At 37.0% G+C, this 26351-nt stretch carries 28 protein-coding genes, 1 tRNA gene and 1 riboswitch; of the genes, 25 read left to right on the plus strand and 4 right to left on the minus strand.

The window, feature by feature from the left end; translation table 11 throughout:
• Window positions 1–56: 56 nt before the first annotated feature.
• The 3 genes from HMPREF2795_RS04780 (at window position 57) to HMPREF2795_RS04790 (ending at window position 4065) form a co-directional block, all read left to right on the plus strand.
• Window positions 57–1958, plus strand: coding sequence for an ABC-F family ATP-binding cassette domain-containing protein (locus HMPREF2795_RS04780; protein ID WP_075228353.1), 1902 nt, complete (start codon window positions 57–59; stop codon window positions 1956–1958).
• A 1-nt stretch (window position 1959) separates the two neighbouring features.
• Window positions 1960–2778, plus strand: coding sequence for an XRE/MutR family transcriptional regulator (locus tag HMPREF2795_RS04785; RefSeq protein ID WP_075228354.1), 819 nt, complete (start codon window positions 1960–1962; stop codon window positions 2776–2778).
• Between the two features lie 120 nt (window positions 2779–2898).
• Window positions 2899–4065 carry an MFS transporter gene (locus tag HMPREF2795_RS04790; RefSeq protein WP_075228355.1) on the plus strand — a complete coding sequence of 389 codons (1167 nt, stop codon included), beginning with the start codon at window positions 2899–2901 and terminating at the stop codon, window positions 4063–4065.
• A gap of 40 nt (window positions 4066–4105) precedes the next feature.
• Here HMPREF2795_RS04790 and HMPREF2795_RS04795 read toward each other — a convergent pair.
• From HMPREF2795_RS04795 to HMPREF2795_RS04805, 3 genes are all read right to left on the minus strand, one after another.
• Window positions 4106–4177: transfer RNA gene (locus HMPREF2795_RS04795), tRNA-Arg, on the minus strand.
• Between the two features lie 107 nt (window positions 4178–4284).
• A complete protein-coding gene (gene mscL, locus HMPREF2795_RS04800; protein ID WP_075228356.1) occupies window positions 4285–4665 on the minus strand; it encodes a large conductance mechanosensitive channel protein MscL in 381 nt (126 codons plus the stop codon).
• Between the two features lie 70 nt (window positions 4666–4735).
• The gene (locus HMPREF2795_RS04805; RefSeq protein WP_075228371.1) at window positions 4736–5170 is read right to left on the minus strand and encodes a GtrA family protein; all 435 of its coding nucleotides are present in this window, start codon (window positions 5168–5170) and stop codon (window positions 4736–4738) included.
• Window positions 5171–5198: 28 nt separating this feature from the next.
• Window positions 5199–5296, plus strand: a riboswitch (PreQ1 riboswitch).
• Between HMPREF2795_RS04805 and HMPREF2795_RS04810 the strand changes: the two genes are divergently transcribed.
• The 11 genes from HMPREF2795_RS04810 to HMPREF2795_RS04860 all read left to right on the plus strand — a co-directional run bounded on the left by HMPREF2795_RS04810 (window position 5297) and on the right by HMPREF2795_RS04860 (window position 15173).
• A complete protein-coding gene (locus tag HMPREF2795_RS04810; RefSeq protein ID WP_045763277.1) occupies window positions 5297–5806 on the plus strand; it encodes a QueT transporter family protein in 510 nt (169 codons plus the stop codon).
• Window positions 5807–5866: 60 nt separating this feature from the next.
• Window positions 5867–6340, plus strand: a complete 474-nt coding sequence (locus HMPREF2795_RS04815; protein WP_148131272.1) for a hypothetical protein — start codon at window positions 5867–5869, stop codon at window positions 6338–6340.
• A gap of 66 nt (window positions 6341–6406) precedes the next feature.
• Window positions 6407–7054, plus strand: coding sequence for a hypothetical protein (locus HMPREF2795_RS04820; protein ID WP_075228358.1), 648 nt, complete (start codon window positions 6407–6409; stop codon window positions 7052–7054).
• Between the two features lie 71 nt (window positions 7055–7125).
• On the plus strand, window positions 7126–7923 hold the full coding sequence (locus tag HMPREF2795_RS04825) for a formate/nitrite transporter family protein (RefSeq protein ID WP_075228359.1): 798 nt from the start codon (window positions 7126–7128) through the stop codon (window positions 7921–7923).
• Between the two features lie 308 nt (window positions 7924–8231).
• Window positions 8232–9029, plus strand: a complete 798-nt coding sequence (locus HMPREF2795_RS04830; protein WP_075228360.1) for a formate/nitrite transporter family protein — start codon at window positions 8232–8234, stop codon at window positions 9027–9029.
• An 80-nt stretch (window positions 9030–9109) separates the two neighbouring features.
• Window positions 9110–10384: a DUF2130 domain-containing protein gene (locus tag HMPREF2795_RS04835; protein WP_075228361.1), complete on the plus strand. Its 1275-nt coding sequence runs from the start codon at window positions 9110–9112 to the stop codon at window positions 10382–10384.
• A gap of 3 nt (window positions 10385–10387) precedes the next feature.
• Window positions 10388–11191, plus strand: coding sequence for an alpha/beta fold hydrolase (locus HMPREF2795_RS04840; RefSeq protein ID WP_075228362.1), 804 nt, complete (start codon window positions 10388–10390; stop codon window positions 11189–11191).
• 3 nt (window positions 11192–11194) lie between these two features.
• Entirely contained in the window at window positions 11195–12073 is an 879-nt protein-coding gene (truB, locus tag HMPREF2795_RS04845; protein ID WP_075228363.1) for a tRNA pseudouridine(55) synthase TruB, read from the plus strand.
• A gap of 176 nt (window positions 12074–12249) precedes the next feature.
• On the plus strand, window positions 12250–12741 hold the full coding sequence (locus HMPREF2795_RS04850; RefSeq protein WP_049504976.1) for a DUF536 domain-containing protein: 492 nt from the start codon (window positions 12250–12252) through the stop codon (window positions 12739–12741).
• Window positions 12742–12810: 69 nt separating this feature from the next.
• A complete protein-coding gene (locus HMPREF2795_RS04855; RefSeq protein WP_049504978.1) occupies window positions 12811–13401 on the plus strand; it encodes a 3'-5' exonuclease in 591 nt (196 codons plus the stop codon).
• An 8-nt stretch (window positions 13402–13409) separates the two neighbouring features.
• Complete coding sequence (locus tag HMPREF2795_RS04860) at window positions 13410–15173, plus strand: glycerophosphoryl diester phosphodiesterase membrane domain-containing protein (RefSeq protein WP_049504980.1); 1764 nt, start codon at window positions 13410–13412, stop codon at window positions 15171–15173.
• Between the two features lie 46 nt (window positions 15174–15219).
• Here the strand turns inward: HMPREF2795_RS04860 and HMPREF2795_RS04865 are convergent, their stop codons facing one another.
• The gene (locus tag HMPREF2795_RS04865; protein ID WP_049504982.1) at window positions 15220–15519 is read right to left on the minus strand and encodes a YbaB/EbfC family nucleoid-associated protein; all 300 of its coding nucleotides are present in this window, start codon (window positions 15517–15519) and stop codon (window positions 15220–15222) included.
• A 375-nt stretch (window positions 15520–15894) separates the two neighbouring features.
• On the opposite strand from HMPREF2795_RS04865, the gene HMPREF2795_RS04870 reads away from it, so the two are divergent.
• The 11 genes from HMPREF2795_RS04870 to HMPREF2795_RS04915 all read left to right on the plus strand — a co-directional run.
• Window positions 15895–16602, plus strand: coding sequence for an IspD/TarI family cytidylyltransferase (locus tag HMPREF2795_RS04870; protein ID WP_075228364.1), 708 nt, complete (start codon window positions 15895–15897; stop codon window positions 16600–16602).
• Window positions 16603–16606: 4 nt separating this feature from the next.
• Window positions 16607–17629, plus strand: coding sequence for a ribitol-5-phosphate dehydrogenase (locus HMPREF2795_RS04875; protein WP_075228365.1), 1023 nt, complete (start codon window positions 16607–16609; stop codon window positions 17627–17629).
• A gap of 12 nt (window positions 17630–17641) precedes the next feature.
• Entirely contained in the window at window positions 17642–18511 is an 870-nt protein-coding gene (locus HMPREF2795_RS04880) for a phosphotransferase family protein (protein ID WP_049508449.1), read from the plus strand.
• A complete protein-coding gene (locus tag HMPREF2795_RS04885; protein ID WP_075228366.1) occupies window positions 18501–19379 on the plus strand; it encodes a DMT family transporter in 879 nt (292 codons plus the stop codon). Before HMPREF2795_RS04880 ends, HMPREF2795_RS04885 begins: the two co-directional genes overlap by 11 nt.
• A 12-nt stretch (window positions 19380–19391) precedes the next feature.
• Complete coding sequence (locus HMPREF2795_RS04890; protein ID WP_075228367.1) at window positions 19392–20081, plus strand: sugar phosphate nucleotidyltransferase; 690 nt, start codon at window positions 19392–19394, stop codon at window positions 20079–20081.
• Window positions 20082–20331: 250 nt separating this feature from the next.
• Complete coding sequence (locus tag HMPREF2795_RS04895; protein WP_075228368.1) at window positions 20332–21132, plus strand: dihydroorotate dehydrogenase electron transfer subunit; 801 nt, start codon at window positions 20332–20334, stop codon at window positions 21130–21132.
• A 10-nt stretch (window positions 21133–21142) separates the two neighbouring features.
• Window positions 21143–22081, plus strand: a complete 939-nt coding sequence (locus HMPREF2795_RS04900; protein WP_075228369.1) for a dihydroorotate dehydrogenase — start codon at window positions 21143–21145, stop codon at window positions 22079–22081.
• 65 nt (window positions 22082–22146) lie between these two features.
• On the plus strand, window positions 22147–23058 hold the full coding sequence (locus HMPREF2795_RS04905; protein WP_075228370.1) for a bifunctional riboflavin kinase/FAD synthetase: 912 nt from the start codon (window positions 22147–22149) through the stop codon (window positions 23056–23058).
• Between the two features lie 128 nt (window positions 23059–23186).
• On the plus strand, window positions 23187–23447 hold the full coding sequence (locus HMPREF2795_RS10885; protein ID WP_261675684.1) for a hypothetical protein: 261 nt from the start codon (window positions 23187–23189) through the stop codon (window positions 23445–23447).
• Entirely contained in the window at window positions 23444–24151 is a 708-nt protein-coding gene (locus HMPREF2795_RS04910) for a hypothetical protein (RefSeq protein WP_261675685.1), read from the plus strand. The genes HMPREF2795_RS10885 and HMPREF2795_RS04910 overlap by 4 nt, the downstream gene beginning before the upstream one ends.
• Window positions 24152–24325: 174 nt before the next feature.
• A partial coding sequence (locus HMPREF2795_RS04915; protein ID WP_148131273.1) for an accessory Sec-dependent serine-rich glycoprotein adhesin occupies window positions 24326–26351 on the plus strand: 2026 nt, incomplete at its 3' end.

A 26351-nucleotide genomic window follows, 5' to 3' on the forward strand; every position in this document is an offset into this window, starting at 1 on the left:
CTCGAACTTTTTTAGTTAGAATTGTTAAAAATGGAAAAAGATAGTAAAATAGTTACATGATTATTTTACAAGCTAATAAAATTGAACGTTCTTTTGCAGGAGAGGTTCTTTTTGATAATATAAACCTACAAGTAGATGAAAGAGACCGTATTGCCCTCGTTGGAAAAAATGGTGCTGGGAAGTCTACTTTGCTCAAGATATTGGTTGGAGAAGAGGAGCCAACCACGGGTGAAATCAATAAGAAAAAAGATATTTCTCTCTCATATCTAGCACAGGATAGCCGTTTTGAGTCTGAGAACACCATTTACGATGAAATGCTACATGTATTTGATGACTTGCGTCGTACTGAAAGACAACTTCGCCAGATGGAGTTGGAGATGGGGGAAAAGACTGGAGCAGAACTTGATAAACTCATGTCAGACTATGATCGCCTATCAGAAAATTTTCGTCAGGCTGGAGGATTTACATACGAAGCTGATATCCGTGCTATCTTAAATGGTTTCAAGTTTGAAGAGTCTATGTGGCAGATGAAAATTGCAGAGTTATCTGGTGGTCAAAATACTCGTTTAGCCCTTGCCAAAATGCTCCTTGAAAAGCCTAATCTCTTGGTCTTGGACGAGCCGACTAACCATCTAGATATTGAAACGATTGCCTGGTTAGAAAACTATTTGGTCAACTACAGTGGTGCTTTAATTATCGTCAGCCACGACCGTTATTTCCTCAATAAGGTTGCGACCATAACACTCGACTTAACCAAACATTCTTTGGACAGATATGTAGGAAACTACTCAAGTTTTGTTGAGCAGAAGGAGCAGAAGCTCGCAACTGAAGCTAAAAATTACGAAAAGCAGCAGAAGGAAATTGCTGCCTTAGAAGACTTTGTTAACCGAAATCTTGTTCGAGCATCAACAACCAAACGTGCTCAATCTCGACGCAAGCAACTGGAGAAAATGGAGCGTTTGGACAAGCCTGAAGCTGGTAAGAAATCAGCTAATATGACCTTCCATTCTGATAGGGTATCTGGTAATGTCGTTTTGACAGTTGAAAATGCTGCTATTGGCTATGATGGTGAAATATTATCAGAGCCTATCAACCTCGACCTTCGTAAGATGAATGCAGTAGCAGTTGTAGGTCCGAATGGGATTGGAAAGACAACCTTTATCAAGTCTATTGTTGATCAGATCCCTTTTATAAAGGGTGAGAAGCGTTTCGGTGCGAATGTTGAAGTTGGCTACTATGACCAAACTCAAAGTAAGTTGACACCAAGCAATACAGTTTTAGATGAACTTTGGAATGATTTTAGATTAACGCCAGAAGTGGAAATCCGAAATCGCCTAGGTGCCTTTCTATTCTCAGGTGATGATGTTAAGAAATCAGTTGGCATGCTTTCAGGTGGAGAGAAAGCTCGCTTGTTACTGGCTAAACTATCAATGGAAAATAATAACTTCCTGATTCTTGACGAGCCGACCAACCATTTGGATATTGATAGTAAGGAAGTTCTGGAAAATGCCTTGATTGACTTTGATGGGACTCTTCTATTTGTCAGCCATGACCGTTATTTTATCAATCGAGTAGCTACACATGTTCTGGAATTGTCCGAAAATGGTTCTACCCTCTATTTGGGAGATTATGACTATTATGTTGAGAAAAAAACAGAGCTGGCAACTAGTCAAGAGGAAGAAGCGGCGGCTTATAGCCAAGAAAAAGAAGCTTCTCCAGTTAATGACTATCAAGCCCAAAAAGAGAGTCAAAAAGAACTTCGTAAGTTGATGAGACAAATCGAAAACCTAGAGGCAGAAATCGAAGAACTGGAAACGCAAGCCCAAGCTATCTCTGAACAAATGCATACCACCAATGATGCAGATAAACTCATGGAATTGCAGGCAGAGCTGGATAAAATCAGCCACCGTCAGGAAGAAGCTATGCTTGAGTGGGAAGAATTATCGGAGCAGGTGTAAGATGGAAAATCTTGGAAAAGTCTTTCGTGAATTTCGAATCAGTAAAAATTACTCTCTAAAAGAAGCTGCAGGAGAGGCCTGTTCGACCTCCCAATTATCCCGCTTTGAATTGGGGGAGTCGGATCTGGCTGCATCTCGTTTCTTTGAAATATTAGATAATATTCACGTGACGATTGAGAATTTTATGGATAAGACTAGAAATTTTCAACATCATGAGCATGTCAGCTTGATGGCTCAGATTATTCCGCTATACTACTCAAATGATATTGCAGGTTTTCAAAAACTTCAAGAAGAACAACTTGAAAAAGCTAAGAGTTCAACAAATCCCCTCTATTTTGAGCTGAACTGGATTTTGTTACAAGGTCTGATTTGTCAAAGAGATGCTAGCTTCACTATGAAGCAAGATGATCTGGATGAGGTGGCAGATTATCTTTTCCAAACAGATGAATGGACCATGTATGAGTTGATCCTCTTTGGCAATCTCTATAGCTTTTATGATGTGGAATATGTTACTCGCCTTGGTAGAGAAGTGATGGAGAGGGAGGATTTCTACAAAGAAATTGGACGCCATCGAAAACTGGTCTTGATTTTAGCCCTTAATTGTTACCAGCATTGTTTAGAACATCTTGCTTTTAAAAATTCCAGCTACTTTGAAGCTTATATAGAGAAGATCATAGGTAAGAGCATCAAACTCTATGAGCGTAATGTTTTCCACTTTCTTAAAGGCTTTGCCCTTTATCAGAAGGGACAGTGTAAAGAAGGCTGTAAGCAGATGAAAGAGGCCATGCGTATTTTTGACCTACTAGATCTTCCAGAGTAAGTAGCCTACTATCAGGAACATTACGATCAATTTGTCAAAAATTAATTTCCCAAATAAGGGAAAAATGAGAAACTCCTCCAAGTTTTGATACAATAGTTTCAAAATTTGAGAGGAGTTTTTATGAATCGATACGCAGTACAGTTAATTAGTCGTGGAGCTATAAACAAGATAGGAAATATGCTCTATGATTATGGAAACAGTGTTTGGTTGGCATCAATGGGAACGATAGGACAAACCGTTCTTGGAATTTATCAGATCTCTGAACTCGTCACATCCATTCTAGTCAATCCTTTGGGTGGAGTGATTTCAGACCGTTTTTCTCGTCGCAAGATTTTGATGACAACAGACTTGGTTTGTGGGATTCTCTGTTTAGCTATTTCTTTTATCAGAAATGATAGCTGGATGATTGGCGCTTTGATTTTTGCTAATATTGTTCAGGCGGTTGCCTTTGCATTTTCTCGTACAGCCAATAAGGCCATTATAACTGAGGTTGTAGAGAAAGACGAGATTGTGACCTATAATGCTCGTTTAGAGTTAGTCTTGCAGGTTGTTGCTGTAAGTTCTCCTGTGCTCTCCTTCATCGTTTTACAATTCGCAAGCCTCCATGCGACTCTTTTACTGGATGCGCTGACCTTTTTCATCGCTTTTGTTCTGGTTGCTTTACTTCCAAAAGAAGAACCAAAGGTTCAAGAGCAGAAACCTTTTACTGGAAAAGATATTTTTGCGGATATCAAAGATGGCTTGCACTATATCAGGCATCAAAAGGAAATTTTCTTTCTCTTGTTAGTGGCTTCAAGTGTGAATTTCTTTTTTGCAGCTTTTGAGTTTTTGCTTCCTTTTTCAAATAAACTCTATGGTGTAGAGGGAGCCTATGCGACTATCTTAACCATGGGTGCGATTGGCTCAATCATCGGAGCACTGATAGCAAATAAATTTAAATCTAGTATGAATACACTTTTGTTCTTATTGATTTTAACAGGAGTAGGAGTTTTCATGATGGGCTTACCACTGCCAAATTTTCTTACTTTTTTAGGAAACCTAGTTTGTGAATTATTTATGACAATTTTTAATATTCACTTCTTTACTCAGGTACAAACCAAGATTGATGGAGACTATCTGGGGAGGGTATTGAGTACCATTTTTACACTGGCAATTCTCTTTATGCCGATTGCGAAAGGTGTAATGACATTTTTACCAAGTGTGCAATTAGTTTCCTTTTTAATCATCGGACTTGGAGTTATTTTACTTTCGTTGGTATCAATGATCTATATTCAAAGACAAGATTAATACAGAAAAAAACAGCGACTTCGCTGTTTGTTTACATCTATCCACCCTGAGGGAATCGAACCCCCATCTCAAGAACCGGAATCTTACGTGATATCCATTACACTAAGGGTGGAAACTTTAATTATTATATCAAAAAAGAGAGCTGAACTCAAGTTTTTTCTAAGCTCAGCAAAGGAGAATAAAAAAAGGATTCAGTATTGAACCGAATCCTCTATATGATTATTTTTTCTCAAGAAGAGCTTTGATTTCTTGAAGAACTTCCAACTCAGTTGGACCTGCAGGTGCTTCTTCAGCAACTTCTTCTTTTTTACGAAGATTTTGAGCTTTTTCCATTGCTTTAATCACAAAGAATAGAACAGTACCAACTACAAGGAAGTTGATAACAGCACTCAAGAATTTACCATATGTAACACCATTCCATGCAAGCTCAGCGATGTTTTGTACTTTCGCAGCTTCCAAGGCTGGGTTCAATAGGAGTGGAGTGATGATATCATTAACAAATGAAGTTACGATAGCTCCAAAAGCAGATGCAATGATCACACCGACAGCAAGGTCTACAACGTTACCGCGGAGCAAAAATTCTTTAAGATCTTTTAACATTTTCTTTTTCCTTTCGTAATTTTACATTCTAAATTATAACTTAATCATCTGTTGAATGCAAGTAATATGCTCAGTGTTTTTTAAAAACAAAAACTTTACTGAAGATATAGTTGAGGACTATAATAGTAAGTTGTGCAAAAATAGTCTCAATTGTATTGATAGTATTGAGATTATCACCTACAAATTGACCGATAATATGAGGGTAACTCGTCACAAAAATAAAGGTCAGAAGTAGGTCTAATAGGAAAGTTATGAATCTTGCAGTCGTAAATTTTATCAGGCGCTTGAACCAATGTTTTCGTTTCTGTTTAAAAACAATGGTATCATTGGTGAAAAAAGCAAACAGAATTCCAGCTATATTTCCCAGAGCAGTCGCCCATAATTCTTGTTGGAAAAAGTAAAAAATAGTGATACGAACAATGATAGAAACAAGTGTCGTTGCAACTCCAAAAAATAAGTAGGAGAGGATTTCATTATCGAAAAAATTTTTTATGCATGTTTTCATAAAAATAGTATAGCATAAAGGACATAAATGTGCTATACTTGAAAGGTTGACTTGTTCAACCCTTGGTGCTTAGCTTCTTTCACCAAGCATATTATACGCGGGTTAATCGCTAAAGGAGAATAATAGATGAAAAAACTTACTGTCCGTGATTTGGCAGATATTGCCATTGTCGCAGCAATTTATGTGGTTTTGACAATCACACCACCCCTTAATGCTATCAGTTACGGTGCTTATCAGTTCCGTATTTCTGAAATGATGAATTTTCTTGCCTTTTACAATCCTAAGTACATTATCGGTGTTACTCTTGGCTGTATGATTGCTAATTTCTTCAGTTTTGGAATCATCGATGTTGCGGTTGGTGGAGGATCAACTCTTGTCTTCCTAAGTTTAGGCGTATGGTTGTTTAGCAAATATAAAAAAGACTATCTTTTTAATGGATTGATTCGAAAAGATCATTTCTTCTTTTCAATTCTTTTTTCGATTTCAATGATCACCATTGCTGCTGAATTGAACATCGTGGCAGAAGCACCTTTCTTCTTAACTTGGTTTACAACTGCTATCGGAGAATTCGCTTCACTCATTGTTGGTGCTATTCTTATCGGAAAAATCGGTAAACGTCTTGATTTGACTAGATAAAGATATCACATGAAATATTATTGAAAATGGCTGAACTTTGTTCAGTTTTTTTCTTTATCCATGAACCTAGAAGCTCAACAAAAGTGGTATAATAAAGAAAAAAGGGATTATTTTAATATGTATGGTTATCGTATTTCAGTTTTTGAAGTCCTTTGGAAAAATCAGGTCATTAGATTTTTGTTAATTTTTTTAGCACTATTTTATTTCTATCTTTTTTTCCAAAGAGTTAAGACATCTTTAAAAAGTGGTGGGAGTATGTTGGATCCTTTTCATATTGCAAAGGGAAGATTATACATTCACACGATTATTCTTTTTAGAAAAAGGATTGTTCCTCTAGCTGAAATTAGACAGATTGATATTGATTACGTTCGAGGGAGAAGAATGAATGGGGACAGGTATCATCTGTACTTTACAAGGAAAGATGGAAAATCTTTTACTTTTCATTTTGGAAAAAGCAAAAGAAACGAGGAGTTATTGAAAAATCTTGCCAATGTGGCCAAGAAGTGCCATATTAAAATCTATTATTATTATTAAGAGTCGATTGCTAAAATTGGATTGTTGTCACTTGTGACAGTTGTCAAAGCTAGGAGAGTAGCTAATATGAATCAACTACAAGTAATAAGAGAAGATAAACAACTAAGAATTTTATTGATGCAAGAATGCGATATTCTCTTTTATGACCAGTTGAAAGAGGTTGAATTTTCTCAGAACAATGAAGTTTATTCTCTTTCGCCCATAGCCTTTGCTAAAGACGGCAGCGGGGGAGAATATGTAATTCTTGAAGATCAGAGTATAGGTTTTATAGGGAGTGAAGGCCAAGTTGGCCGGGTAGCAGAAAGCCTTGATGAATTGCTTACTTTCTTACTTCATGCTGGTTCTATCTCAGACTTTTCTTGTCGGTTAGTCTACCAAAACAAGGATTTGTTGTCAAAATTCTGTCAGGGATTTATTAACAAAGCACGAGAAAACTACCAGTCAAAAGGTGAATTGTGGGATAAAGTGAGAGCTGGACTTGCACAAGAGTTGGGACTTAAATTTCAGCCAGAGAAATTGCAAGAGTTAGCCTTCAATTTTTATCAATCAGCGATAAGAACTCCACTATTTACTTGTAAATATGGTCATGGTGAGAATGAATATGTCTGCGATTCTGTTTTGTCTGATATTGTCGGCTTGTGGGTTTCAGAGCTGTTAGGGTTGACTGCAGAAGAAATTGAATCTTTTGCTGCTAGTAAAAACATTCAAATGTAAAGGCCATAAATTTATTTCCTCTTAAAATATTTTATGTTATAATATTAACAATGATATTTTAAGGAGTTTATATGAGTTCGTCAGAATTTATTTCAAAGATTGATTATTATTGCCATAAGAAAGAGGGTCTATTTGACCAAAGCAAGTTTAAATATGCCATTCGCTCGATGTTTGCAGGTGCTTTCTTAACCTTTAGTACAGCCGCTGGGGCAATAGGTGCTGATCTACTCAATAGCATCGTTCCAAGTGCTGGCTATTTTCTTTTTCCCTTTGTATTTGCTTGGGGACTTGCCTATATTGTTTTCTTGAATGCCGAGTTGGTCACGTCCAACATGATGTACCTGACAGCTGGAACATTCTTGAAGAAGATTGATTGGAAAAAAGCCTTTATCATTTTGCTCTATTGTGCCTTTTTCAACTTAGTTGGTGCTCTGTTAGCAGGTTGGTTCTTTGCTAATTCATCGGCTTTTTCACACTTGACACATGATAGTTATCTTCCAAAGATTGTAGCCAAGAAGTTGGCACGACCTAGTGAGTTGGTCTTGTTGGAAGGGATTTTGGCAAATATGTTCGTAAATATTGCCATTCTATCTTCTATTTTGATTAAGGATAGCAATGCCAAACTCTGGATTATCTTATCAGCTATTTCTATGTTTGTTTTCTTGTCAAACGAGCATATTGCAGCCAACTTTTCATCCTTTAGCATTATTAAATTCAGCATTGTTTCTGACCAAATTGCTAACTTTGATATTCCTAATATCCTACGTCATTGGAGTGTTACCTTCATTGCTAACTTGATTGGTGGAGGATTCTTGATAGGCTTACCATACGCTTATCTTAATAAAAATGAAGAGACTTATGTTGATTAGTACAAGCTTTTGAAAATATAATGAAAATCAATAATAGAGGAGGTCGGGATTAAAAATCCAGACCTCGATTTTTTTGTCCAAAGAACTTTTTTTGTAAATTCAATATAGATCAAAGCAAAAAACATATATTAAACATATAGAATAGAGGGTTTTAAAATAAAGGGTTGAAAATATTAAAGATACTGATACAAAGCAAATGGAAACGATTGCTAAAAGTGATAAAAATATTGTAAATAGAATTAAGAAAGCCTTCCCATAATTTCGATTTTATGTTATAATATTCACAAATAAAAGTTTTAGGAGTTTATATGGTTTCTTCAGAATTTATCTCAAAAATTGAATTTGCTTGTAAGAAAAAGGAAAGTCTTTACAGTCAAAGTAAATTCAAGTATGCTATCCGTTCAATGTTTGCTGGTGCATTCTTAACATTTAGTACAGCAGCTGGTGCAGTTGGAGCTGACTTGATTAATAAGATTGCTCCTGGTAGTGGACGTTTCCTCTTCCCATTTGTTTTCGCTTGGGGATTGGCTTATATTGTCTTCTTGAATACTGAGTTAGTAACATCTAACATGATGTTCTTGACAGCTGGTAGCTTTTTGAAAAAAATTAGCTGGAGAAAAACAGCTGAAATTCTTCTATACTGTACTTTCTTCAACTTAATCGGTGCTCTTATAGCAGGTTGGGGATTCGCCCACTCAGCAGCTTATGCAAACCTTACCCATGATAGCTTTATTTCTGGAGTTGTGGAAATGAAGTTGGGCCGTTCAAATGAACTTATCTTGCTTGAAGCTATCTTGGCTAATGTCTTTGTAAATATCGCGATTCTTTCATTCGTTTTAGTTAAGGATGGTGGAGCAAAACTTTGGTTGGTTCTTTCAGCCATTTACATGTTTGTATTCTTAACAAACGAGCACATCGCCGCAAACTTTGCATCATTTGCTATCGTGAAATTCAGTGTTGCTGCTGATTCAATCGCAAATTTCGGTATTGGAAATATTCTTCGTCACTGGGGTGTAACCTTTATTGGTAACTTTATCGGTGGTGGTCTACTCATGGGATTACCATACGCCTTCTTAAATAAAAACGAAGATACATATGTAGATTAAAAGTTGGATTCATTCCAACTTTTTCTTTTTGTTTATCCATGCTATAATGAAAGTAGAATAGATAAATATAGAGGAAGAACATGAACGAGATTAAATGTCCCAATTGTGGCGAAGTTTTTACAGTCAATGAAAGTCAATATGCAGAACTACTTTCTCAAGTTCGCACTGCAGAGTTTGATAAGGAATTGCATGAACGAATCAAACAAGAGTTGACATTGGTGGAACAAAAATCCTTAAATGAACAACAGGCAAAACTGGCTCAAAAAGATCAAGAGATTGCCCAGCTTCAAAGTCAAATTAACAACTTTGATACAGAAAAAGAATTGGCTAAGAAAGAAGTGGAGCAAAGTGCAAGTCAAAGTTTGCTAGAGAAAGAAAAAGAAGTCCAAGCTCTAGAAAATCAATTGGCTACCTTGCGCTTAGAGCATGAAAATCAACTACAAAAAACACTATCTGATTTAGAGAAAGAACGTGATCAGGTCAAAAACCAGCTCCTTTTACAAGAAAAAGAAAATGAGTTGTCCCTAGCCTCTGTAAAACAAAATTATGAAGCCCAGCTAAAGGCAGCCAGTGAACAAGTAGAGTTTTACAAGAATTTCAAGGCACAACAATCAACCAAGGCAATCGGTGAAAGTTTGGAACACTATGCTGAGAGTGAGTTCAACAAGGTTCGTAGCTTTGCCTTTCCAAATGCCTACTTTGAAAAGGACAACAAGGTTTCAGCACGTGGTTCTAAGGGCGATTTTATCTTCCGTGATTTTGATGAAAATGGACTAGAATTCATTTCCATTATGTTTGAGATGAAAAATGAAGCAGACGGGACAGAGAAGAAACATAAGAATGCAGACTTTTACAAGGAATTAGACAAAGACCGCCGTGAGAAAGACTGTGAGTATGCTGTTTTGGTAAGTATGCTTGAAGCAGATAACGACTACTTCAATACTGGGATTGTCGACGTCAGCCACGAGTATGAGAAGATGTATGTCGTTCGTCCTCAGTTCTTTATCCAGTTGATTGGTCTCTTGCGCAATGCGGCTCTTAACTCCCTAAAATACAAGCAAGAATTAGCACTTATTCGTGAGCAAAATATTGACATCACACACTTTGAAGAAGACTTAGACGCATTCAAGGTTGCCTTTGCAAAGAATTATAACTCAGCTTCTGTCAACTTTGGTAAGGCAATCGATGAAATCGACAAGGCTATTAAGAGGATGGAAGAAGTCAAAAAATTCCTAACAACATCAGAAAACCAACTCCGCCTCGCAAACAATAAGTTGGACGATGTTTCTGTTAAAAAATTGACTCGTAAGAATCCGACCATGAAAGCTAAGTTCGAAGCGCTGAAGGGGGAGTAGTTTTTGTACTCAGCAAAGAACAAAACCTTGTCTATAAATGGAAAAACTATGGATTATGTGACATTTGGTACAGGCAATCGACCTTTAATAATCATACCAGGCTTGGGGGATGGGTTGCAGACGGTTAAAGGTATGGCTATGCCTTTTTCAATCACATACCGTCTACTTGCCAAGCGCTATAAAATCTATGTTTTTTCTCGAATCAATGAGTTGAGGCAGAGTTATACGACACGGGATATGGCAGCAGATGTAGCAGAAGCAATGGAGACACTAAACCTAGATGTCGCTTATGTTATAGGGATTTCACAAGGTGGAATGATTGCTCAATGGCTAGCTGCAAACTTCCCAGAAAAGGTTGAAAAGCTAGTTTTGGCTGTAACAACTGCAAAACTAAGTAATCTAGGTAGGCAGAGAATTAGTTGCTGGATAAACCTGAGTCAGTCAGGTACTTATAAAGATCTGATGATTGATATTGCTCGTCACTCTTACACGACTAAATCCTTTGGAAAATTTAAATACCTTTATCGAATAATGGGAATCTTTGGTCATATTAAAGATAAACAACGTATTGATATTCAGGCTTTATCTTGTTTGAAACATGATAGTCTAGCTTTTTTGGAAAAAATCAACTGCCCTACGTTAATCATTGGAGCAGAAAAAGATGATGTTCTTGGCGTAGATGGTTCGCTTGGATTGCAACAGCATATTAAAGGGAGTCAACTGATTATTTTGCCAGGGTGTGGGCATGCGCTCTATGAACAGAATAATGATTTCCAAAAGAGAGTTTTAGTATTTTTAGAAAGTTAATAAATGAACGGTATTATCAACTTAAAAAAAGAAGCGGGGATGACCTCGCATGATGCGGTTTTTAAACTGCGTAAGATTTTAGGAACTAAAAAAATCGGCCATGGTGGAACCTTGGATCCTGATGTGGTGGGTGTTTTACCCATTGCTGTAGGGAAGGCGACTCGCATGGTTGAGTTTATGCAGGACGAAGGTAAGATTTACGAGGGTGAAATTACTCTGGGATATTCTACAACAACCGAGGATGCTAGTGGTGAGGTGGTTGCTGAGACACCAGTATTGTCTCCTTTAGATGAAAAGCTTGTTGATCAAGCGATTTCTGGCCTTACAGGACCTATCATACAAGTTCCTCCTATGTACTCCGCTGTCAAGGTCAATGGGCGCAAACTTTATGAATATGCGCGTGCTGGTCAGGAAGTGGATCGTCCAGAACGTCAGGTGACGATTTATAGTTTTGAACGAACAAGTTCCATTTTCTATGAAAATAATCTGGCTCGATTTACCTTCCGTGTAAAATGTAGCAAAGGGACTTATATCCGGACCTTGTCAGTTGACTTGGGAGAAAAACTTGGCTATGCAGCTCATATGTCTTATTTAACACGAACAAGCGCTGCGGGCTTACAGTTAGATGATGCTTTGACCTTGAATGAAATTGAGGAAAAGGTTCAAGCTGGTGAGTTAGACTTTCTTCATCCCTTAGAGATTGGTACAGGTGACTTAGTTAAGGTTTATTTGACCCCAGAGCAGGCTGAAGAAGTGCGTTTTGGTCGCTTTATTGAATTGGAGCAAACTGAGAAGGAATTGGCTGGTTTTGAAGGTGATAAGTTATTAGCCATTTTAGAGAAACGGGATACTCTTTATAAACCAAGAAAGGTTTTCAATTGATTAGGACCGGTGGTAAAATTGCAAACTGATGTTTAGTTTAAAAAAGCTGAAAGACAATTTAGTTTAGAAGAGAAATTGTTTTGAAAAAGGGTTGAAAACACGGTGATATTTGACAGTTTTGCTTGCTTATGATAATATTTAAATAAAGAAAAGCTAGAAAACTTTCAGAGGATATTATGAGTATTGAGATGACTGTAAGTGAGATTGCTGAGGTTTTGGGCTTGTCCCGCCAAGCAATCAATAACCGTGTCAAGGAATTACCTGAAGAAGATACGACTAAAAATGATAAAGGAGTCACTGTGGTAACTCGCAGTGGCTTGATTAAGCTTGAAGAAATCTACAAAAAAACTATTTTTGAAGATGAACCTGTTAGTGATGATGTGAAGCAACGTGAATTAATGGAGATTCTTGTTGATGAAAAGAACGCTGAAATCATCCGTCTTTATGAGCAATTAAAGGCTAAAGACAAACAGTTAGCTGAAAAAGATGAACAGATGCGTGTCAAAGACCGTCAAATCGCAGAAAAAGATAAGCAATTGGATCAACAACAACAGTTAACCCTACAAGCCATGAAGGACCAAGAAACCCTTCAGTTGGAGTTGGATCAGGCTAAGCAAGAAGTACAAGCAACGAAGAAAGGCTTCTTTGCTCGCTTATTTGGAGGATAAGAAAAAACTGCTTGGTTTCTAGATATAACCAAGTAGTTTCTTTTTCAAATACAATAAGGAATGGATAAGATGGAAAAATTAAGAGATTATATTTCATTTGATTTGGAATTTAATAAACACCAAGATAAAACTCACTTGATTCAGGTATCTGCAGTCCGTTTTAAAGATGGTGAAGAAGTAGGAGCATTTGACTCATATGTTCATACCGATGTACCATTGAAAAGTTTTATAAACGGCTTAACGGGTATCACGTCTGAAACCTTGAAAGATGCACCGATGGTGGAGGAAGTTCTTAAGAATTTTCAAGACTTTGTTGGTGAATTACCCCTTGTTGGTTATAATGCAGCCAAGAGTGATTTACCAATCTTACTAGAGTATGGATTGGATTATAGTCGTCAATATCTAGTCGATCTCTATGATGAAGCTTTTGAGCGACGGAGTTCGGATCTTCACGGCATTGCAAATCTAAAATTACAGACTGTTGCTGAATTTTTAGGATTCAAGGGGCAGTCTCATAATAGTTTAGAGGATGCACGAATGACTGCGCGTGTTTATGAAGCTTTTCTAGAATCTGATGAAAGCAGAATTTTACTGGACTCCAAGAGTAGCCTGAACTCTAATCCTTTTGGTGGACTAGATTTGTCACAGTTTTTTGATTAGGAGGTTTTATGAAACCTGAAAAACCTAAAAAATTGGGTTTTAAAAAGATTTACCTCAATCTTGATAAAATCCTCTTTCTATTTTTTCTAATCTTCATGCTGGTAGACTATATTTGGTTGCCACTGAACTCATTGATAGCAGGTTTTTTACTAAGCCAGACGGGCTATTTATTTATTTCCTATAACAATGTTTTTGAAATTTTAAAACATGCGCCTTTAGTCAGCCTTGGGTTTTTAATCTTAATAGCCATTAACCTTTTAGTAGCCTATTTTCAAATTAGTCTCCTCTTTATTGGGGCTCGACACCTTCTTTATCACGAGAAACGAACCTTGATTGAGTATAGTCGCAAGGTATTTCGTGAAAGTATAGCCTTCATGAAACGTCTGACTGTTTCCAAGGCCTTGTTTATCTTCGTTTATATTGCTATGATTTTTCCGTTTATCAGGAAGATTTTTAAAATTTATTATTTTAATAAAATAGTGATACCTGAGTTTATTCAGACCTACATGGAAGACAAATACTGGATGTGGTGGATTGGTATTATCATCTTGTCAATCCTCTTCCTATGCGTTTCTGTTAAGTTGGTTTTTGTTCTACCAAAAATCTTTTTTGAAAAGATGACGGTTAAGGAAGCAGTGGTTTACAGTTTAGAAAAAACCAGAAATCATTTTTGGTTTTACGCTTGGCATCTCTTTCTCATTGTTGTCAAAACAAATCTTTTCTTTTATTTACCTTTAATTCCTCTATTGATGATCCAGTCTTTAGCAGATGGTCTCACACACCGAGAATCATTGATTCTAGCTATTTCAAACTATATTTTGATTAAAAATATCCACTATATGTCTTTAACCTACTTCTTGGTTAAGTTTACCTCCTTTTTAACTGGTGAGGAGTTGGATATTATGCCAAGACGGAAAAAGGACCATATTATGAGATGGGGTGTAATGGGGTGCGCAAGTATCTTCTTTGCGATTGAAGGCTATATTTATCTCGAAGCACCCGTAGTCAATCCTCCACTTGTCATCTCTCACAGAGGAGTTTCTAATGGGAATGGTGTCCAAAATACAGTTGAATCCTTAGAAAAAACAGCTCAGTTAAAACCAGATTTAGTTGAGATGGATGTGCAAGAAACAAAGGATGGTCAGTTTGTCATGATGCATGATGCGAACCTAAAAAGTTTAGCGGGATTAAATGTAACACCACAAGACTTAACTTTAGATGAGTTGAAGCAATTAGATATTTATGAAAATGGTTATCAGACTAAAATATCTAGCTTTGATGATTATATAAATCGTGCCAATGACCTTCATCAGAAATTGCTGATCGAAATAAAAACAAGTCGAAAAGATAGTGCTCAGATGATGGATCATTTTCTAGATCAATATGGAGCAAAAATTAAAATCTATGGGCATCAGATGCAATCTTTGGATTATCATGTTATTGAAAAAGTTACCCAGTATGATAAAGAGATTCCAGTCTATTTCATACTGCCCTATAATTCCGTTTTTCCAAGAACAAATGCTACAGGTTATACCATGGAATATTCTACCTTAGATGAATATTTTGTAACCAAGCTTTGGAATACAAAACAAAAACTCTATGTATGGACAATCAATGGTTCGGAATCCTTTGATAAGTCCCTACGTTTGGGAGTTGATGGTATGATAACAGATGATTTGGAAAAAATTAAAGAAGAGCTTGAGACCGCTCAGGAAGATCCTGAATATACGGACTTGCTTCTCAAGAAAGCAACAGAAATATTTACTTTCTAGGTAAGACAAAAGAGGCTGAATTGAACATCAGCCTCTTTTTATACTATTAGAATGGTAATTTACCAGCAAAAGCCCCTAGTTTCTTTTTAGTTGCTTCATCAATTTGCTCAAGAGCAGCATTGACTGCTTGAACTGTCATATCTGATAGAGTTTCAATATCTTCTGGGTCAACAACTGCTGGATTGAAGTCAATCCTAACAATTTTCTTGTCTCCTGTTAGTGTAGCAGTTACAAGGTTTTGGGCAGAAGTTCCAACAAATTCTGTAGCAGCAAGTTCAGCTTGACTTTGCTCCATTTGTTTTTGAAGTTTTTGAGCTTGACGCATCATGTTTTGCATATTCATCATGGTGGTATATAGCTTCCTTTTCTATTATTTTCCCTACTATTTTAACAATTTTAACTAGAAAAGTCTAATTTAAATCTAAGTATTATCTTAGAACCAACTTTAAACTTTAAGGTTTCTTTAAGGTTTCTTTAAGGTTTCTATACTATTCTGAAGAACTCTATATTAATAGAATTGATTAGATCTTGATAGGAGAAATGAGAAAATCATTTGTATTTTATAAAAGAAAGTTCACTAGGAAGAAATAATGTTCAGATTAAGGTTTAAAAAGAGCGTTTTCTAGGCATAAAGTCTTTGTATTTCTTTCAAGATAGAGCCAGATTGTGATATAATAGTTAACAATAAGTTTTTTTTAGAATGAACTAAAGGAGTATAAAAATGATCTACGCTGGAATTTTAGCAGGTGGAACTGGCACGCGCATGGGGATTAGTAATTTACCCAAACAATTTCTTGAGTTGGGCGATCGCCCAATCTTGATTCATACTATCGAAAAATTTGTTTTGGAACCAAGTATTGAAAAGATTGTAGTTGGAGTTCATGGTGACTGGGTTACACACGCAGAAGATTTAGTTGAAAAATTCCTACCACTTCACAAGGATCGTATTATCATCACCAAAGGTGGTGCGGATCGTAATTCTAGTATTGAAAAAATTATTGAAGCTATTGATGCTTACCGTCCACTGACAGCAGATGATATTGTGGTGACGCATGATTCAGTTCGTCCTTTCATCACTCTTCGAATGATTCAAGACAATATTGAACTCGCTAAAAACCATGATGCTGTTGATACCGTGGTTGAAGCAGTTGATACCATCGTTGAAAGTACAAATGGTCAGTTCATCACAGATATTCCAAACCGAGCCCATCTCTATCAAGGACAAACTCCCCAAACCTTCCGTTGTAAAGACTTTATTAACTTGTATGGTTCTTTATCAGCAGAAGAAAAAGAAATTTTGACAGATGCATGTAAAATCTTTGTCATTAAGGGTAAAGATGTGGCCTTGGCAAAAGGTGAATACTCAAATCTAAAAATCACAACAGTTACAGACTTGAAGATTGCTAAAAGCATGATTGAGAAAGACTAAAAACATGATTAATCAAATTTATCAACTGACAAAACCAAAGTTTATCAATATCAAATATCAAGAAGAGGAGATTGATCAAGAGAATCATATCCTTATTCGACCAAACTTTATGGCGGTTTGTCATGCGGATCAACGTTACTATCAAGGAAAACGTGACCCCAAAATATTATCGAAAAAGCTTCCAATGGCTATGATTCACGAGTCTTGTGGGACTGTTATTTCTGATCCTACAGGTACCTACAAAGTTGGCCAGAAGGTCGTCATGATTCCCAATCAACCACCTATGCAGAGTGATGAGGAATTTTATGAAAACTATATGACTGGAACCTATTTCTTGTCTAGTGGTTATGATGGCTTTATGCGAGAATTTGTTTCTCTACCTAAGGATCGTGTGGTAGCTTACGAGGACATAGAAGATACAGTAGCTGCCATTACTGAGTTTGTCAGTGTGGGTATGCACGCCATGAATCGTTTCTTGACAGTTTCTCACAGCAGACGTCAGCGTATTGCAGTTATTGGAGATGGTAGTCTAGCCTTTGTAATGGCAAATATTATCAACTATACCTTGCCTGAAGCAGAGATTATTGTCATTGGCCGTCATTGGGAGAAACTTGAACTCTTCTCATTTGCGAATGAACGTTATATCACTGACAGTATTCCAGAAGACCTTAGTTTTGATCATGGTTTTGAATGTTGTGGTGGTGATGGTTGTGGACCTGCTATTAATGATCTCATTCGTTACATCAAACCACAGGGAACAATTTTGATGATGGGTGTTAGTGAGTACAAGGTAAATATCAATACTCGAGATTCCCTCGAAAAAGGTTTATTATTAGTAGGTTCTTCGCGTTCAGGACGAATTGACTTCGAAAAAGCTATCCAAATGATTGAGATTAAGAGATTTGCCAATCGTTTGAAAAATATCATTTATTTAGAAGAACCAGTCAGAGAAATCAAAGATATTCACCGAGTTTTTGCAACTGACTTAAATACCGCATTTAAGACAGTCTTTAAGTGGGAAGTCTAATGGAGGACGATTGTGGAAAAAAATATTAAGGAAAAACTTACCTCTTTACTATCAACTGATGAAGATATTCTGAGCGTTGAACAATTAGGTGGTATGACCAATCAAAACTACTTGGTCAAAACAAGCTCAAATCAGTATATCGTTAAGTTTTTCGGAAAAGGTACAGATAAATTAATCAACCGCCAGAATGAAAAGTTCAATCTTGAATTGTTGAAGGATTTGAAATTAGATGTAGAAAATTATCTTTTTGATATCGAAGCAGGTATCAAGGTCAATCAATACATCGAAAATGCAGAGACACTTGATTCAACTACCATTAAAACTAAATTTGAGAAGATAGCTCCAATTTTACAAACGATTCATGCTTCGGGTAAAGAATTAAAAGGAGAGTTTGCTCCTTTTGAGGAAATTAAAAAATATGAATCATTGATTCAAGGGGAGATTTCCTATCCGAACTATGAAGTTGTCAGAAAATCTGTATTTTCTCTGAAAGACCAACTTGAAGAAATTGGAATGGATAAGAAATCGTGTCATATTGATTTGGTCCCTGAAAACTTTATTGAAGGATCAGATGGACATCTTTATCTCATTGATTGGGAATATTCATCTATGAATGATCCTATGTGGGATTTGGCAGCCCTCTTCCTAGAATCTGAATTTACAAGTGCAGAGGAAGAAGACTTCCTAAGTCATTATGAGAGTGATAAGACTCCCGTTTCTAGAGAGAAAATTCGTATCTACAAAATATTGCAAGATATTATTTGGAGTCTCTGGACTATCTACAAAGAAGAAAATGGTGCAGATTTCGGAGATTATGGAATCTCTCGTTACAATAGAGCTGTGAAGGAATTGGATTATATGGGAGGTTCTAATGAAGGCTAAAAATGGAGTTTCTTTTGGGCTACTATCAGGTGTGTTCTGGGGATTAGGATTAACTATTAGTGCTTATATCTTTTCAATATTCACGGATTTATCGCCCTTTGTAGTAGCAGCAGCACACGATTTCCTAAGTATTTTTATCTTGCTAGGATATCTTCTAGTTAAGGAAGGCAGAGTTCGTTTTTCAATCTTCTTGAACATTCGAAATGTCAGTGTTATCATCGGAGCTTTACTAGCCGGTCCGATTGGTATGCAGGCCAATCTCTATGCGGTTAAGTATATTGGAAGTTCATTAGCTTCGTCAGTCTCAGCTATTTATCCGGCAGTCTCAGTCTTGCTTGCCTTCTTCTTTTTGAAGCACAAGATTTCCAAAAATACAATTTTTGGTATCTTTCTAATCATTGCTGGGATTATTGCTCAGACCTATAAAGCAGAGCAGGTTAATTCTTTCTACATAGGTATTCTATGTGCTTTGATTTGTGCTTTTGCTTGGGGAAGTGAAAGTGTTCTGAGCTCATTTGCTATGGAAAGTGAACTCAGTGAACTCGAAGCACTCTTGATACGACAAGTCACATCCTTCTTGTCCTATCTTGTCATTGTTCTCTTCTCGCATCATTCATTTGCAGAAGTGGCAAATGGCCAATTGTTTGGTCTATTAATTGTCTTTGCAGCATGTAATATGATTTCTTATCTTGCCTACTATATGGCTATCAATCGATTGCAACCAGCAAAAGCAACTGGTTTAAATGTCAGTTATGTAGTTTGGACTGTCCTGTTTGCAGCAATGTTCTTGGGGACACCTCTGACTGTCTTGACCATTATAACTTCATTTGTTGTAATGGCTGGTGTTTATATTATCATTAAAGAATAAAGGAGAAAACGCGTGAAAGCGATCATCTTAGCAGCGGGATTGGGAACTCGTTTAAGACCTATGACAGAAAACACTCCCAAAGCCTTGGTACAAGTTAATCAAAAACCTTTGGTTGAATATCAAATTGAATTTTTAAAAGAACGTGGAATTGATGATATTATCATCGTTGTAGGTTATTTGAAAGAACAATTCGACTACCTTAAAGAGAAGTATGGCGTTCGTTTGGTCTTCAACGACAAGTACGCTGATTACAATAATTTTTACTCACTTTACTTGGTAAAAGAAGAGTTGGCTAACAGCTACGTTATCGATGCGGATAACTATCTTTTCAAAAATATGTTCCGCAATGACATCGAGCGTTCAACATACTTCAGCGTTTATCGTGAAGACTGTGACAATGAATGGTTCCTAGTTTACGGAGAAGATTATAAAGTTCAAGATATCATCGTTGATAGTAAGAATGGTCGCATCCTGAGTGGTGTGTCATTCTGGGATGCTCCAACAGCGGAGAAAATTGTTGGATTTATCGATGAAGCCTATGCAAGCGGCGAATTTGTAGATCTCTACTGGGACAACATGGTTAAAGATAATATCAAAGAACTGGATGTTTACGTAGAGGAATTGGAAGAAAACTCTATCTATGAAATCGATAGTGTAAAAGATTATCAAAAATTGGAGCAGATTCTTTCTTCACAAAAATAAGTAAACTAAAATACGTCTGACACCTTACCTATTTTTGCTTGACTTTTTAGGGTTGATACAGTATACTAGTAAAAATTTAACCTTTAAGGGAAGTCCAGAGAGGCTCACAAGGTGTCAGATAGAAAATAGATTACACAAACTTCGAATAAACAAAGTTTATTTGATTCTTTTCTGTAAGTATCTTACTGAAACCTTGCGATTGCAAGGTTTTTCTTTTTCTGAACCCCTTGAAATTTAAGGAGGAAAAGTTATGAATCCAAATTGTAAAAAACGCATGGGTGCCATTCGCTTGGAAACCATGAAAGTAGTATCTCAACAGGAAATCGCACCAGCGATCTTTGAACTCCTACTTCAAGGAGAAATGGTTGAAGCTATGAAAGCAGGCCAATTTCTTCATTTACGAGTTCCTGATGATGCTCATCTCTTGCGGCGTCCGATTTCAATCTCGTCTATAGATAAGGCTAATAAACAATGCCGTCTTATCTATCGTATCGAAGGTTCTGGCACGGCAATTTTTTCAACCTTAAAAACAGGTGATAGCTTAGATGTTATGGGACCTCAGGGGAATGGTTTTGATTTATCTGATTTAGATAAGCAGAGTCGTGTTCTCTTAGTTGGTGGCGGAATTGGTGTGCCTCCTTTATTTGAAGTAGCTAAGCAACTGCATGAGCGTGGTGTAGATGTCACAACGGTTCTAGGATTTGCGACCAAAGATGCAGTTATTTTGGAAGATGAATTATCCCAATACAGCAAAGTCTTTGTAACGACTGATGATGGCTCTTATGGCTTCAAGGGTAATGTCTCAGTTGTGATTAAGAAATTTGATAACGAATTCGATGCAATTTACTCATGCGGTGCACCTGGTATGATGAAATATATCAATCAAACCTTTTCCGAACATCCAAGAGCTTATCTATCTCTTGAATCCCGTATGGCCTGTGGTATGGGGGCTTGCTACGCTTGCGTCTTGAAAGTACCAGATAGTGAAACAGTTAGTCAACGTGTGTGTGAAGATGGGCCTGTATTTAAAACAGGAACAGTAGTTTTATAAGGAGCGTGTCATGACTGCAAATCGATTACAAGTTTCTCTACCGGGTTTAGAATTAAAGAACCCTATCATTCCTGCTTCAGGTTGTTTTGGTTTTGGTCAAGAGTATGCCAAATACTATGATTTAGACCTCTTGGGCTCCATCATGATAAAGGCTACTACGCTTGAACCAAGGTTTGGAAATCCAACTCCACGAGTGGCAGAAACACCTGCAGGTATGCTCAACGCTATTGGTTTACAAAATCCAGGTTTAGAGGTCGTTCTCTCTGAGAAACTACCATGGCTTGAAAGAGAATATCCAAATCTCCCTATTATCGCCAATGTTGCTGGCTTTTCAAAACAAGAATACGCAGCCGTTTCTCATGGTATTTCTAAGGCAACTAACGTGAAAGCCATTGAGCTCAATATCTCTTGTCCTAACGTCGATCATGGAAATCATGGACTTTTAATTGGACAAGATCCTGAGTTGGCCTATGATGTGGTGAAGGCTGCCGTAGAAGCATCAGATGTGCCCGTTTACGTCAAATTAACCCCTAGTGTGACGGATATCGTGACTATTGCAAAAGCAGTAGAAGATGCTGGAGCTAGTGGTCTCACAATGATCAATACCCTTGTGGGGATGCGTTTTGACCTTAAAACCAGAAAGCCGATTATCGCAAATGGGACAGGTGGCATGTCTGGACCTGCTGTATTTCCTGTAGCTCTAAAACTAATCCGTCAAGTAGCTCAAACAACCAAGCTTCCAATCATTGGTATGGGAGGAGTGGATTCAGCTGAAGCGGCCTTAGAAATGTATCTGGCTGGTGCTTCAGCAATCGGTGTCGGAACAGTCAACTTTACGAATCCCTATGCTTGTCCAGATATTATCGAAAATCTACCAAAAGTCATGGATAAGTACGGGATCGAAAGTCTAGAAATGTTGCGAAAAGAAGTCAGAGAAAGTTTGCTCTAAGTTTTATGTCCTGAATTCAGTCTAAATTGTTTTGAAAGCGCCATTTTTCTGGTATAATAAATACTATGATTATTACAGTACCTATTAAAACAGAAAAAGATATTGCAACACCAGGACCAAACGTCCTTGTACTTGGTTATTTTGATGGAGTTCACCTTGGACATCAAAAATTATTTGATATAGCTTCTAACATTGCTGCTGAAAAGCGCCAGGGAGTAGCTCTAGTAACTTTTAACGAATCACCAAAACTAACTCTGAATCAATACTCACCTGAACACTTATTGCATATTTTGAATGCTAGCGAACGTGAACGTCGATTGAAGCGAGCTGGAGTTGAGAGCTTGTATTTGATGGATTTCACTAGTCGAGTAGCAAATATGACTGCAAAAGAATTCATTGATACCTATGTCAAGGAAGCAAAGGCAGATACGATTGTAGTTGGTTTTGACTATACTCTTGGTTCAGATAGAAAAACAGCTGAGGATTTAAAAGAACTCTTCCATGGTGAAGTGGTTATTGTTCCACCAGTTGAGGATGAAAAGGGGAAAATTAGTTCAACGCGTATCCGCCAAGCCATTCTAGAAGGAGATGTAAAAGAAGCAGGCAAACTTTTGGGATTTCCTTTACCAACGAGAGGTGTAGTGGTTCACGGAAATGCTCGAGGTCGAACTATTGGCTTCCCGACAGCTAATCTAGTCAACTTGGATCGGACATATATGCCAGCTGATGGTGTTTATGCCGTTGACGTTGAAATTCAAAGAAAAGTCTATCGTGGTATGGCGAGTCTAGGTAAAAATGAAACCTTTGATGGTGAAGAAGAGCGTTTTGAAGTTCATATCTTTGATTTTTCTGACGATATCTATGGAGAAACTGTCATCGTTTCCTGGTTGAACCGTATCCGTGATATGGTAAAATTTGATAGCGTTGATCAATTGGTTAAGCAACTAGAAGAAGATGAAAAGATAGCTAGAAAATAAAATCAAAAAATAGTAGAGTTTGGGATTTTCTCAAACTCTTTTTAGATAGGAAATTAACAATCTAAAAATGTATTTTAAAAACTGAACAATTTTGATATAATTTAATTATCAAACTAAAGGAGACGCTTATGTTTAAGGAAAAAAGAAATAAAGGATTTATTTCTGCCCTAGTCATTGCGCTGATTTTCTTGGCTTTGGCAGGATTGATGGGATTTTTGGGGAGTAAGCATAAAAATCCCACAAAAGAATTTGCCAGTGATAGTTATTCAGGAGTTGAAGTACGAATGCCGGTTTATGATATCTATCCAGAAGTGGTAGGGGAAGTTGAAGGCGGAAGTGTACTTTATCTTGTCCAATATAGTAAGGACGGAGATGGAAATATGCAGTGATCGAAGCTAGCGAGAATGATGCCACAATTAAGAGTATCATGGAGCAAGCTGCGGATGGAACTCTTTACGATCATCCAGCAACGATAATTGGAACTCAACTACAACCACTTGCTACCAAAAAGAATAAGTCAAGAAATAATCGTATTGTCGATTTATCAGGCTTTTTAAAGTCTATCCTTGAACCATCATCAGTTGTTTATCAAAATATGAATAGCAATCTTTATTTAAGTACGACTGAACATGCCAATGATGGCTGGATATTTATCATTGGGGTGATTTTCTTTGGGGGAACAGGAGTATTTTTAGTAGTAAGTGCCTTTCTTATTCGGAAAAAAACGATCGCTTCTCTGGAAGAGATTTATCAAGCCTATCCAGAATTGCAAGGAAACGTTGAAAATATGGCTGGTTTAGCAGAATTTTATGATGAAAATCTAAAAGTAATTCTCTATAAAAACCACCTCATCACCTACTATAAAGGAACGCAAGCTTTAGATCTAAGAGATGTAGACCATCTTTATCTTGTAGAAACGAAGATTAATAAATCATTGTTTTCGAAAAAAATTTATCAATTTTGTTATATCCGTAAGAATGGCAAGAAAAAACAAGATATGGTTTTGAAATCAACAAAAACAGTTCAAGAAGAGCTTGAAGAACTTTGGAGTCTTATCTCAAAAAATTACCCAGATATTCAACTTGGAGTTTAAAACTAAGGCATCGAATTTTCGATGCTTTTTTAATATTAATATTTTAATATTAATATAAGTAAATTACTATAAAATATCTTTTCTTTTTCTTTGATTATTTTACGAAAACTGGTATAATAAGAAGTAGGATAAAAGTTTTATTTTCCTAAAATCCGAACATAAGGAGATAAAAAAATGTTTTTTAGACGTCAGGAAGGACGATATAGAGAAACAGACCGAGTAACGAGGTATAAATTGATCAAGTCAGGGAAACACTGGCTTCGAGCATCTACCTCTCTTTTTGGTTTGTTCAAGGTTCTTCGCGGGGGTATTGATACAGCTCAAGTTACAACAGAAGTCGTTGAAGATCGTTCTTCAACTTCCCTAACTGGACTTGATATCCTCAAGGGGATAGCTGCTGCAGGGACTGTCATAGGTGGAGGGATTGCGACTCAATCTCATGTCTATGCTAATGAACAGACTGCTGTCGAAAAAGTAGTTGAAGGTAAGGAAGTTCTTGCTAATGCAGATCAAACTACCTTGGGAACAGTTGGGCAGGATAATCAAGAAACACCAACTTCAGATACAACTTCTCAGTCATTAAGTGAGAGTGAATCTGCATCAGAATCAGCAAGCGCTTCAGTTTCAGCATCTGCTAGTACAAGTGCAAGTCAGTCAGCAAGCACATCAGCGTCTGAGTCTGCAAGTACTTCTGCTTCAGCATCTGCTAGTACAAGTGCCTCTGAATCAGCAAGTACAAGCGCATCTGAGTCTGCTTCAACAAGTGTTTCTGCTTCATCTACTGCAGTAGGCTCTCAAACAGCTACAGTGACAACTATAACTGAGTCTAGCAAAGATACGAATTTGACAACTGAAAAAGCCGGTGAATCACCAGAAACACCATTGACAACTTTAGAGGGCAAGGTAACACTCAATACCCTAATCTCTAAAGTAGAGAAAGTTGCAGATTCAACTACCAACTTCTCAGCTTCTGCAACGGATCTTGTAGCCACAACTGCTGCTACAGAAGCAACTGCTAAGAAGGTTGAAGAAGATCGTAAGAAACTTGCTAAACTTTCAGCTGAAATGGGTGAATATCTTGCAAAAGCAGTAGATTTGCCAGATGCTGATTCAGCTATCACTAAAGTAAATTCTGCTATATTAGAAATTGAAAAAGCTTTAGCAGATTCAAATAGCGATTTGACTGCGGCAGTGAATAAGGCTACTTTAGCTCGTGATTCTATAGTAGCTTTTGTTTCTCAAAGTACTTCTAATCAAGATTTGAAAGAAGGAGAAACAACCAGTCAAGGTTCGCCATCACCTGCTAAAGTTCTTTTGGATCAAAACTTATCAGAAGCAGAAATACTTGCAAATCTTGCAGGAAATTATTCATCAAAAGTAACAAACTTGGGGCACAAGGCTTCTTTGGATGCTGCTATTGCAAAAATTCAGTTTGAAATTTCTAATAGTAATCGCTTACTGAAATCAAATGCAACTTTGGAACAATATGCTCAACAACGGGAACAACTCGGAAGTGCAGTTGATGAGTTAATGTCAGCCTTGACTACTGCAGGTTTTTCGGGCAACACAACTGTTAATGGTAGTCCTGCTATAAGTGCAAGCTTAGACATTGCAGTAGGCCAATCAAAAGTGTACATTGGTGAGGGGAAAGATCCAAACTATAATATTCCAATTTATTATAAGTTGACTGTGACAAATAACGGTTCTAACATGACCTTTGTTTATACTGTTACTTATGATAATCCGGCAACATCAACTCTTGAGAAACCATCATTAAATAATAACTATACTATCTACAATACTAGAACTTCTAAGGGTTCTATGTTTACTTTAGGCAATGGTTTTGGAACTCCTTCGAGTGTAGAAAACTCCATTACAGATTCAAACGGAAAAGTAATTAGAAAATTTAACTCTTCTACAATTACGAATGAAGGCAATAATGGTTATAGTTGGGGAGATGGCGCCCAATTGAATGGTTTTAATGCCAATAAGGGGTATGGATTAACTTCATCTTGGACTGTTCCACTTAAATCTACTGGTGATACTTCCTTTACTTTTAGTCCTTTTACTCGTAAAGATGATGATCAGACTTTTACTAATTACTTCAACGTAATTGTTGAAAGAGAAGATGATACTAGTCTATCAACTTCGCAGTCAGCCTCAGCTTCAGCAAGCACATCAGCAAGTACGTCAGCTTCAA

Source organism: Streptococcus sp. HMSC056C01 (assembly GCF_001811305.1).
GTDB lineage: Bacteria > Bacillota > Bacilli > Lactobacillales > Streptococcaceae > Streptococcus.

Coding starts and splice junctions, on each gene's coding strand:
- HMPREF2795_RS04780 (WP_075228353.1), top strand. CDS start 57: ATGATTATTTTACAAGCTAATAAAATTGAACGTTCTTTTGCAGGAGAG.
- HMPREF2795_RS04785 (WP_075228354.1), top strand. CDS start 1,960: ATGGAAAATCTTGGAAAAGTCTTTCGTGAATTTCGAATCAGTAAAAAT.
- HMPREF2795_RS04790 (WP_075228355.1), top strand. CDS start 2,899: ATGAATCGATACGCAGTACAGTTAATTAGTCGTGGAGCTATAAACAAG.
- mscL (WP_075228356.1), bottom strand. CDS start 4,665: ATGTTAAAAGATCTTAAAGAATTTTTGCTCCGCGGTAACGTTGTAGAC.
- HMPREF2795_RS04805 (WP_075228371.1), bottom strand. CDS start 5,170: ATGAAAACATGCATAAAAAATTTTTTCGATAATGAAATCCTCTCCTAC.
- HMPREF2795_RS04810 (WP_045763277.1), top strand. CDS start 5,297: ATGAAAAAACTTACTGTCCGTGATTTGGCAGATATTGCCATTGTCGCA.
- HMPREF2795_RS04815 (WP_148131272.1), top strand. CDS start 5,867: ATGAACCTAGAAGCTCAACAAAAGTGGTATAATAAAGAAAAAAGGGAT.
- HMPREF2795_RS04820 (WP_075228358.1), top strand. CDS start 6,407: ATGAATCAACTACAAGTAATAAGAGAAGATAAACAACTAAGAATTTTA.
- HMPREF2795_RS04825 (WP_075228359.1), top strand. CDS start 7,126: ATGAGTTCGTCAGAATTTATTTCAAAGATTGATTATTATTGCCATAAG.
- HMPREF2795_RS04830 (WP_075228360.1), top strand. CDS start 8,232: ATGGTTTCTTCAGAATTTATCTCAAAAATTGAATTTGCTTGTAAGAAA.
- HMPREF2795_RS04835 (WP_075228361.1), top strand. CDS start 9,110: ATGAACGAGATTAAATGTCCCAATTGTGGCGAAGTTTTTACAGTCAAT.
- truB (WP_075228363.1), top strand. CDS start 11,195: ATGAACGGTATTATCAACTTAAAAAAAGAAGCGGGGATGACCTCGCAT.
- HMPREF2795_RS04850 (WP_049504976.1), top strand. CDS start 12,250: ATGAGTATTGAGATGACTGTAAGTGAGATTGCTGAGGTTTTGGGCTTG.
- HMPREF2795_RS04855 (WP_049504978.1), top strand. CDS start 12,811: ATGGAAAAATTAAGAGATTATATTTCATTTGATTTGGAATTTAATAAA.
- HMPREF2795_RS04860 (WP_049504980.1), top strand. CDS start 13,410: ATGAAACCTGAAAAACCTAAAAAATTGGGTTTTAAAAAGATTTACCTC.
- HMPREF2795_RS04865 (WP_049504982.1), bottom strand. CDS start 15,519: ATGATGAATATGCAAAACATGATGCGTCAAGCTCAAAAACTTCAAAAA.
- HMPREF2795_RS04870 (WP_075228364.1), top strand. CDS start 15,895: ATGATCTACGCTGGAATTTTAGCAGGTGGAACTGGCACGCGCATGGGG.
- HMPREF2795_RS04875 (WP_075228365.1), top strand. CDS start 16,607: ATGATTAATCAAATTTATCAACTGACAAAACCAAAGTTTATCAATATC.
- HMPREF2795_RS04885 (WP_075228366.1), top strand. CDS start 18,501: ATGAAGGCTAAAAATGGAGTTTCTTTTGGGCTACTATCAGGTGTGTTC.
- HMPREF2795_RS04895 (WP_075228368.1), top strand. CDS start 20,332: ATGAATCCAAATTGTAAAAAACGCATGGGTGCCATTCGCTTGGAAACC.
- HMPREF2795_RS04900 (WP_075228369.1), top strand. CDS start 21,143: ATGACTGCAAATCGATTACAAGTTTCTCTACCGGGTTTAGAATTAAAG.
- HMPREF2795_RS04905 (WP_075228370.1), top strand. CDS start 22,147: ATGATTATTACAGTACCTATTAAAACAGAAAAAGATATTGCAACACCA.
- HMPREF2795_RS10885 (WP_261675684.1), top strand. CDS start 23,187: ATGTTTAAGGAAAAAAGAAATAAAGGATTTATTTCTGCCCTAGTCATT.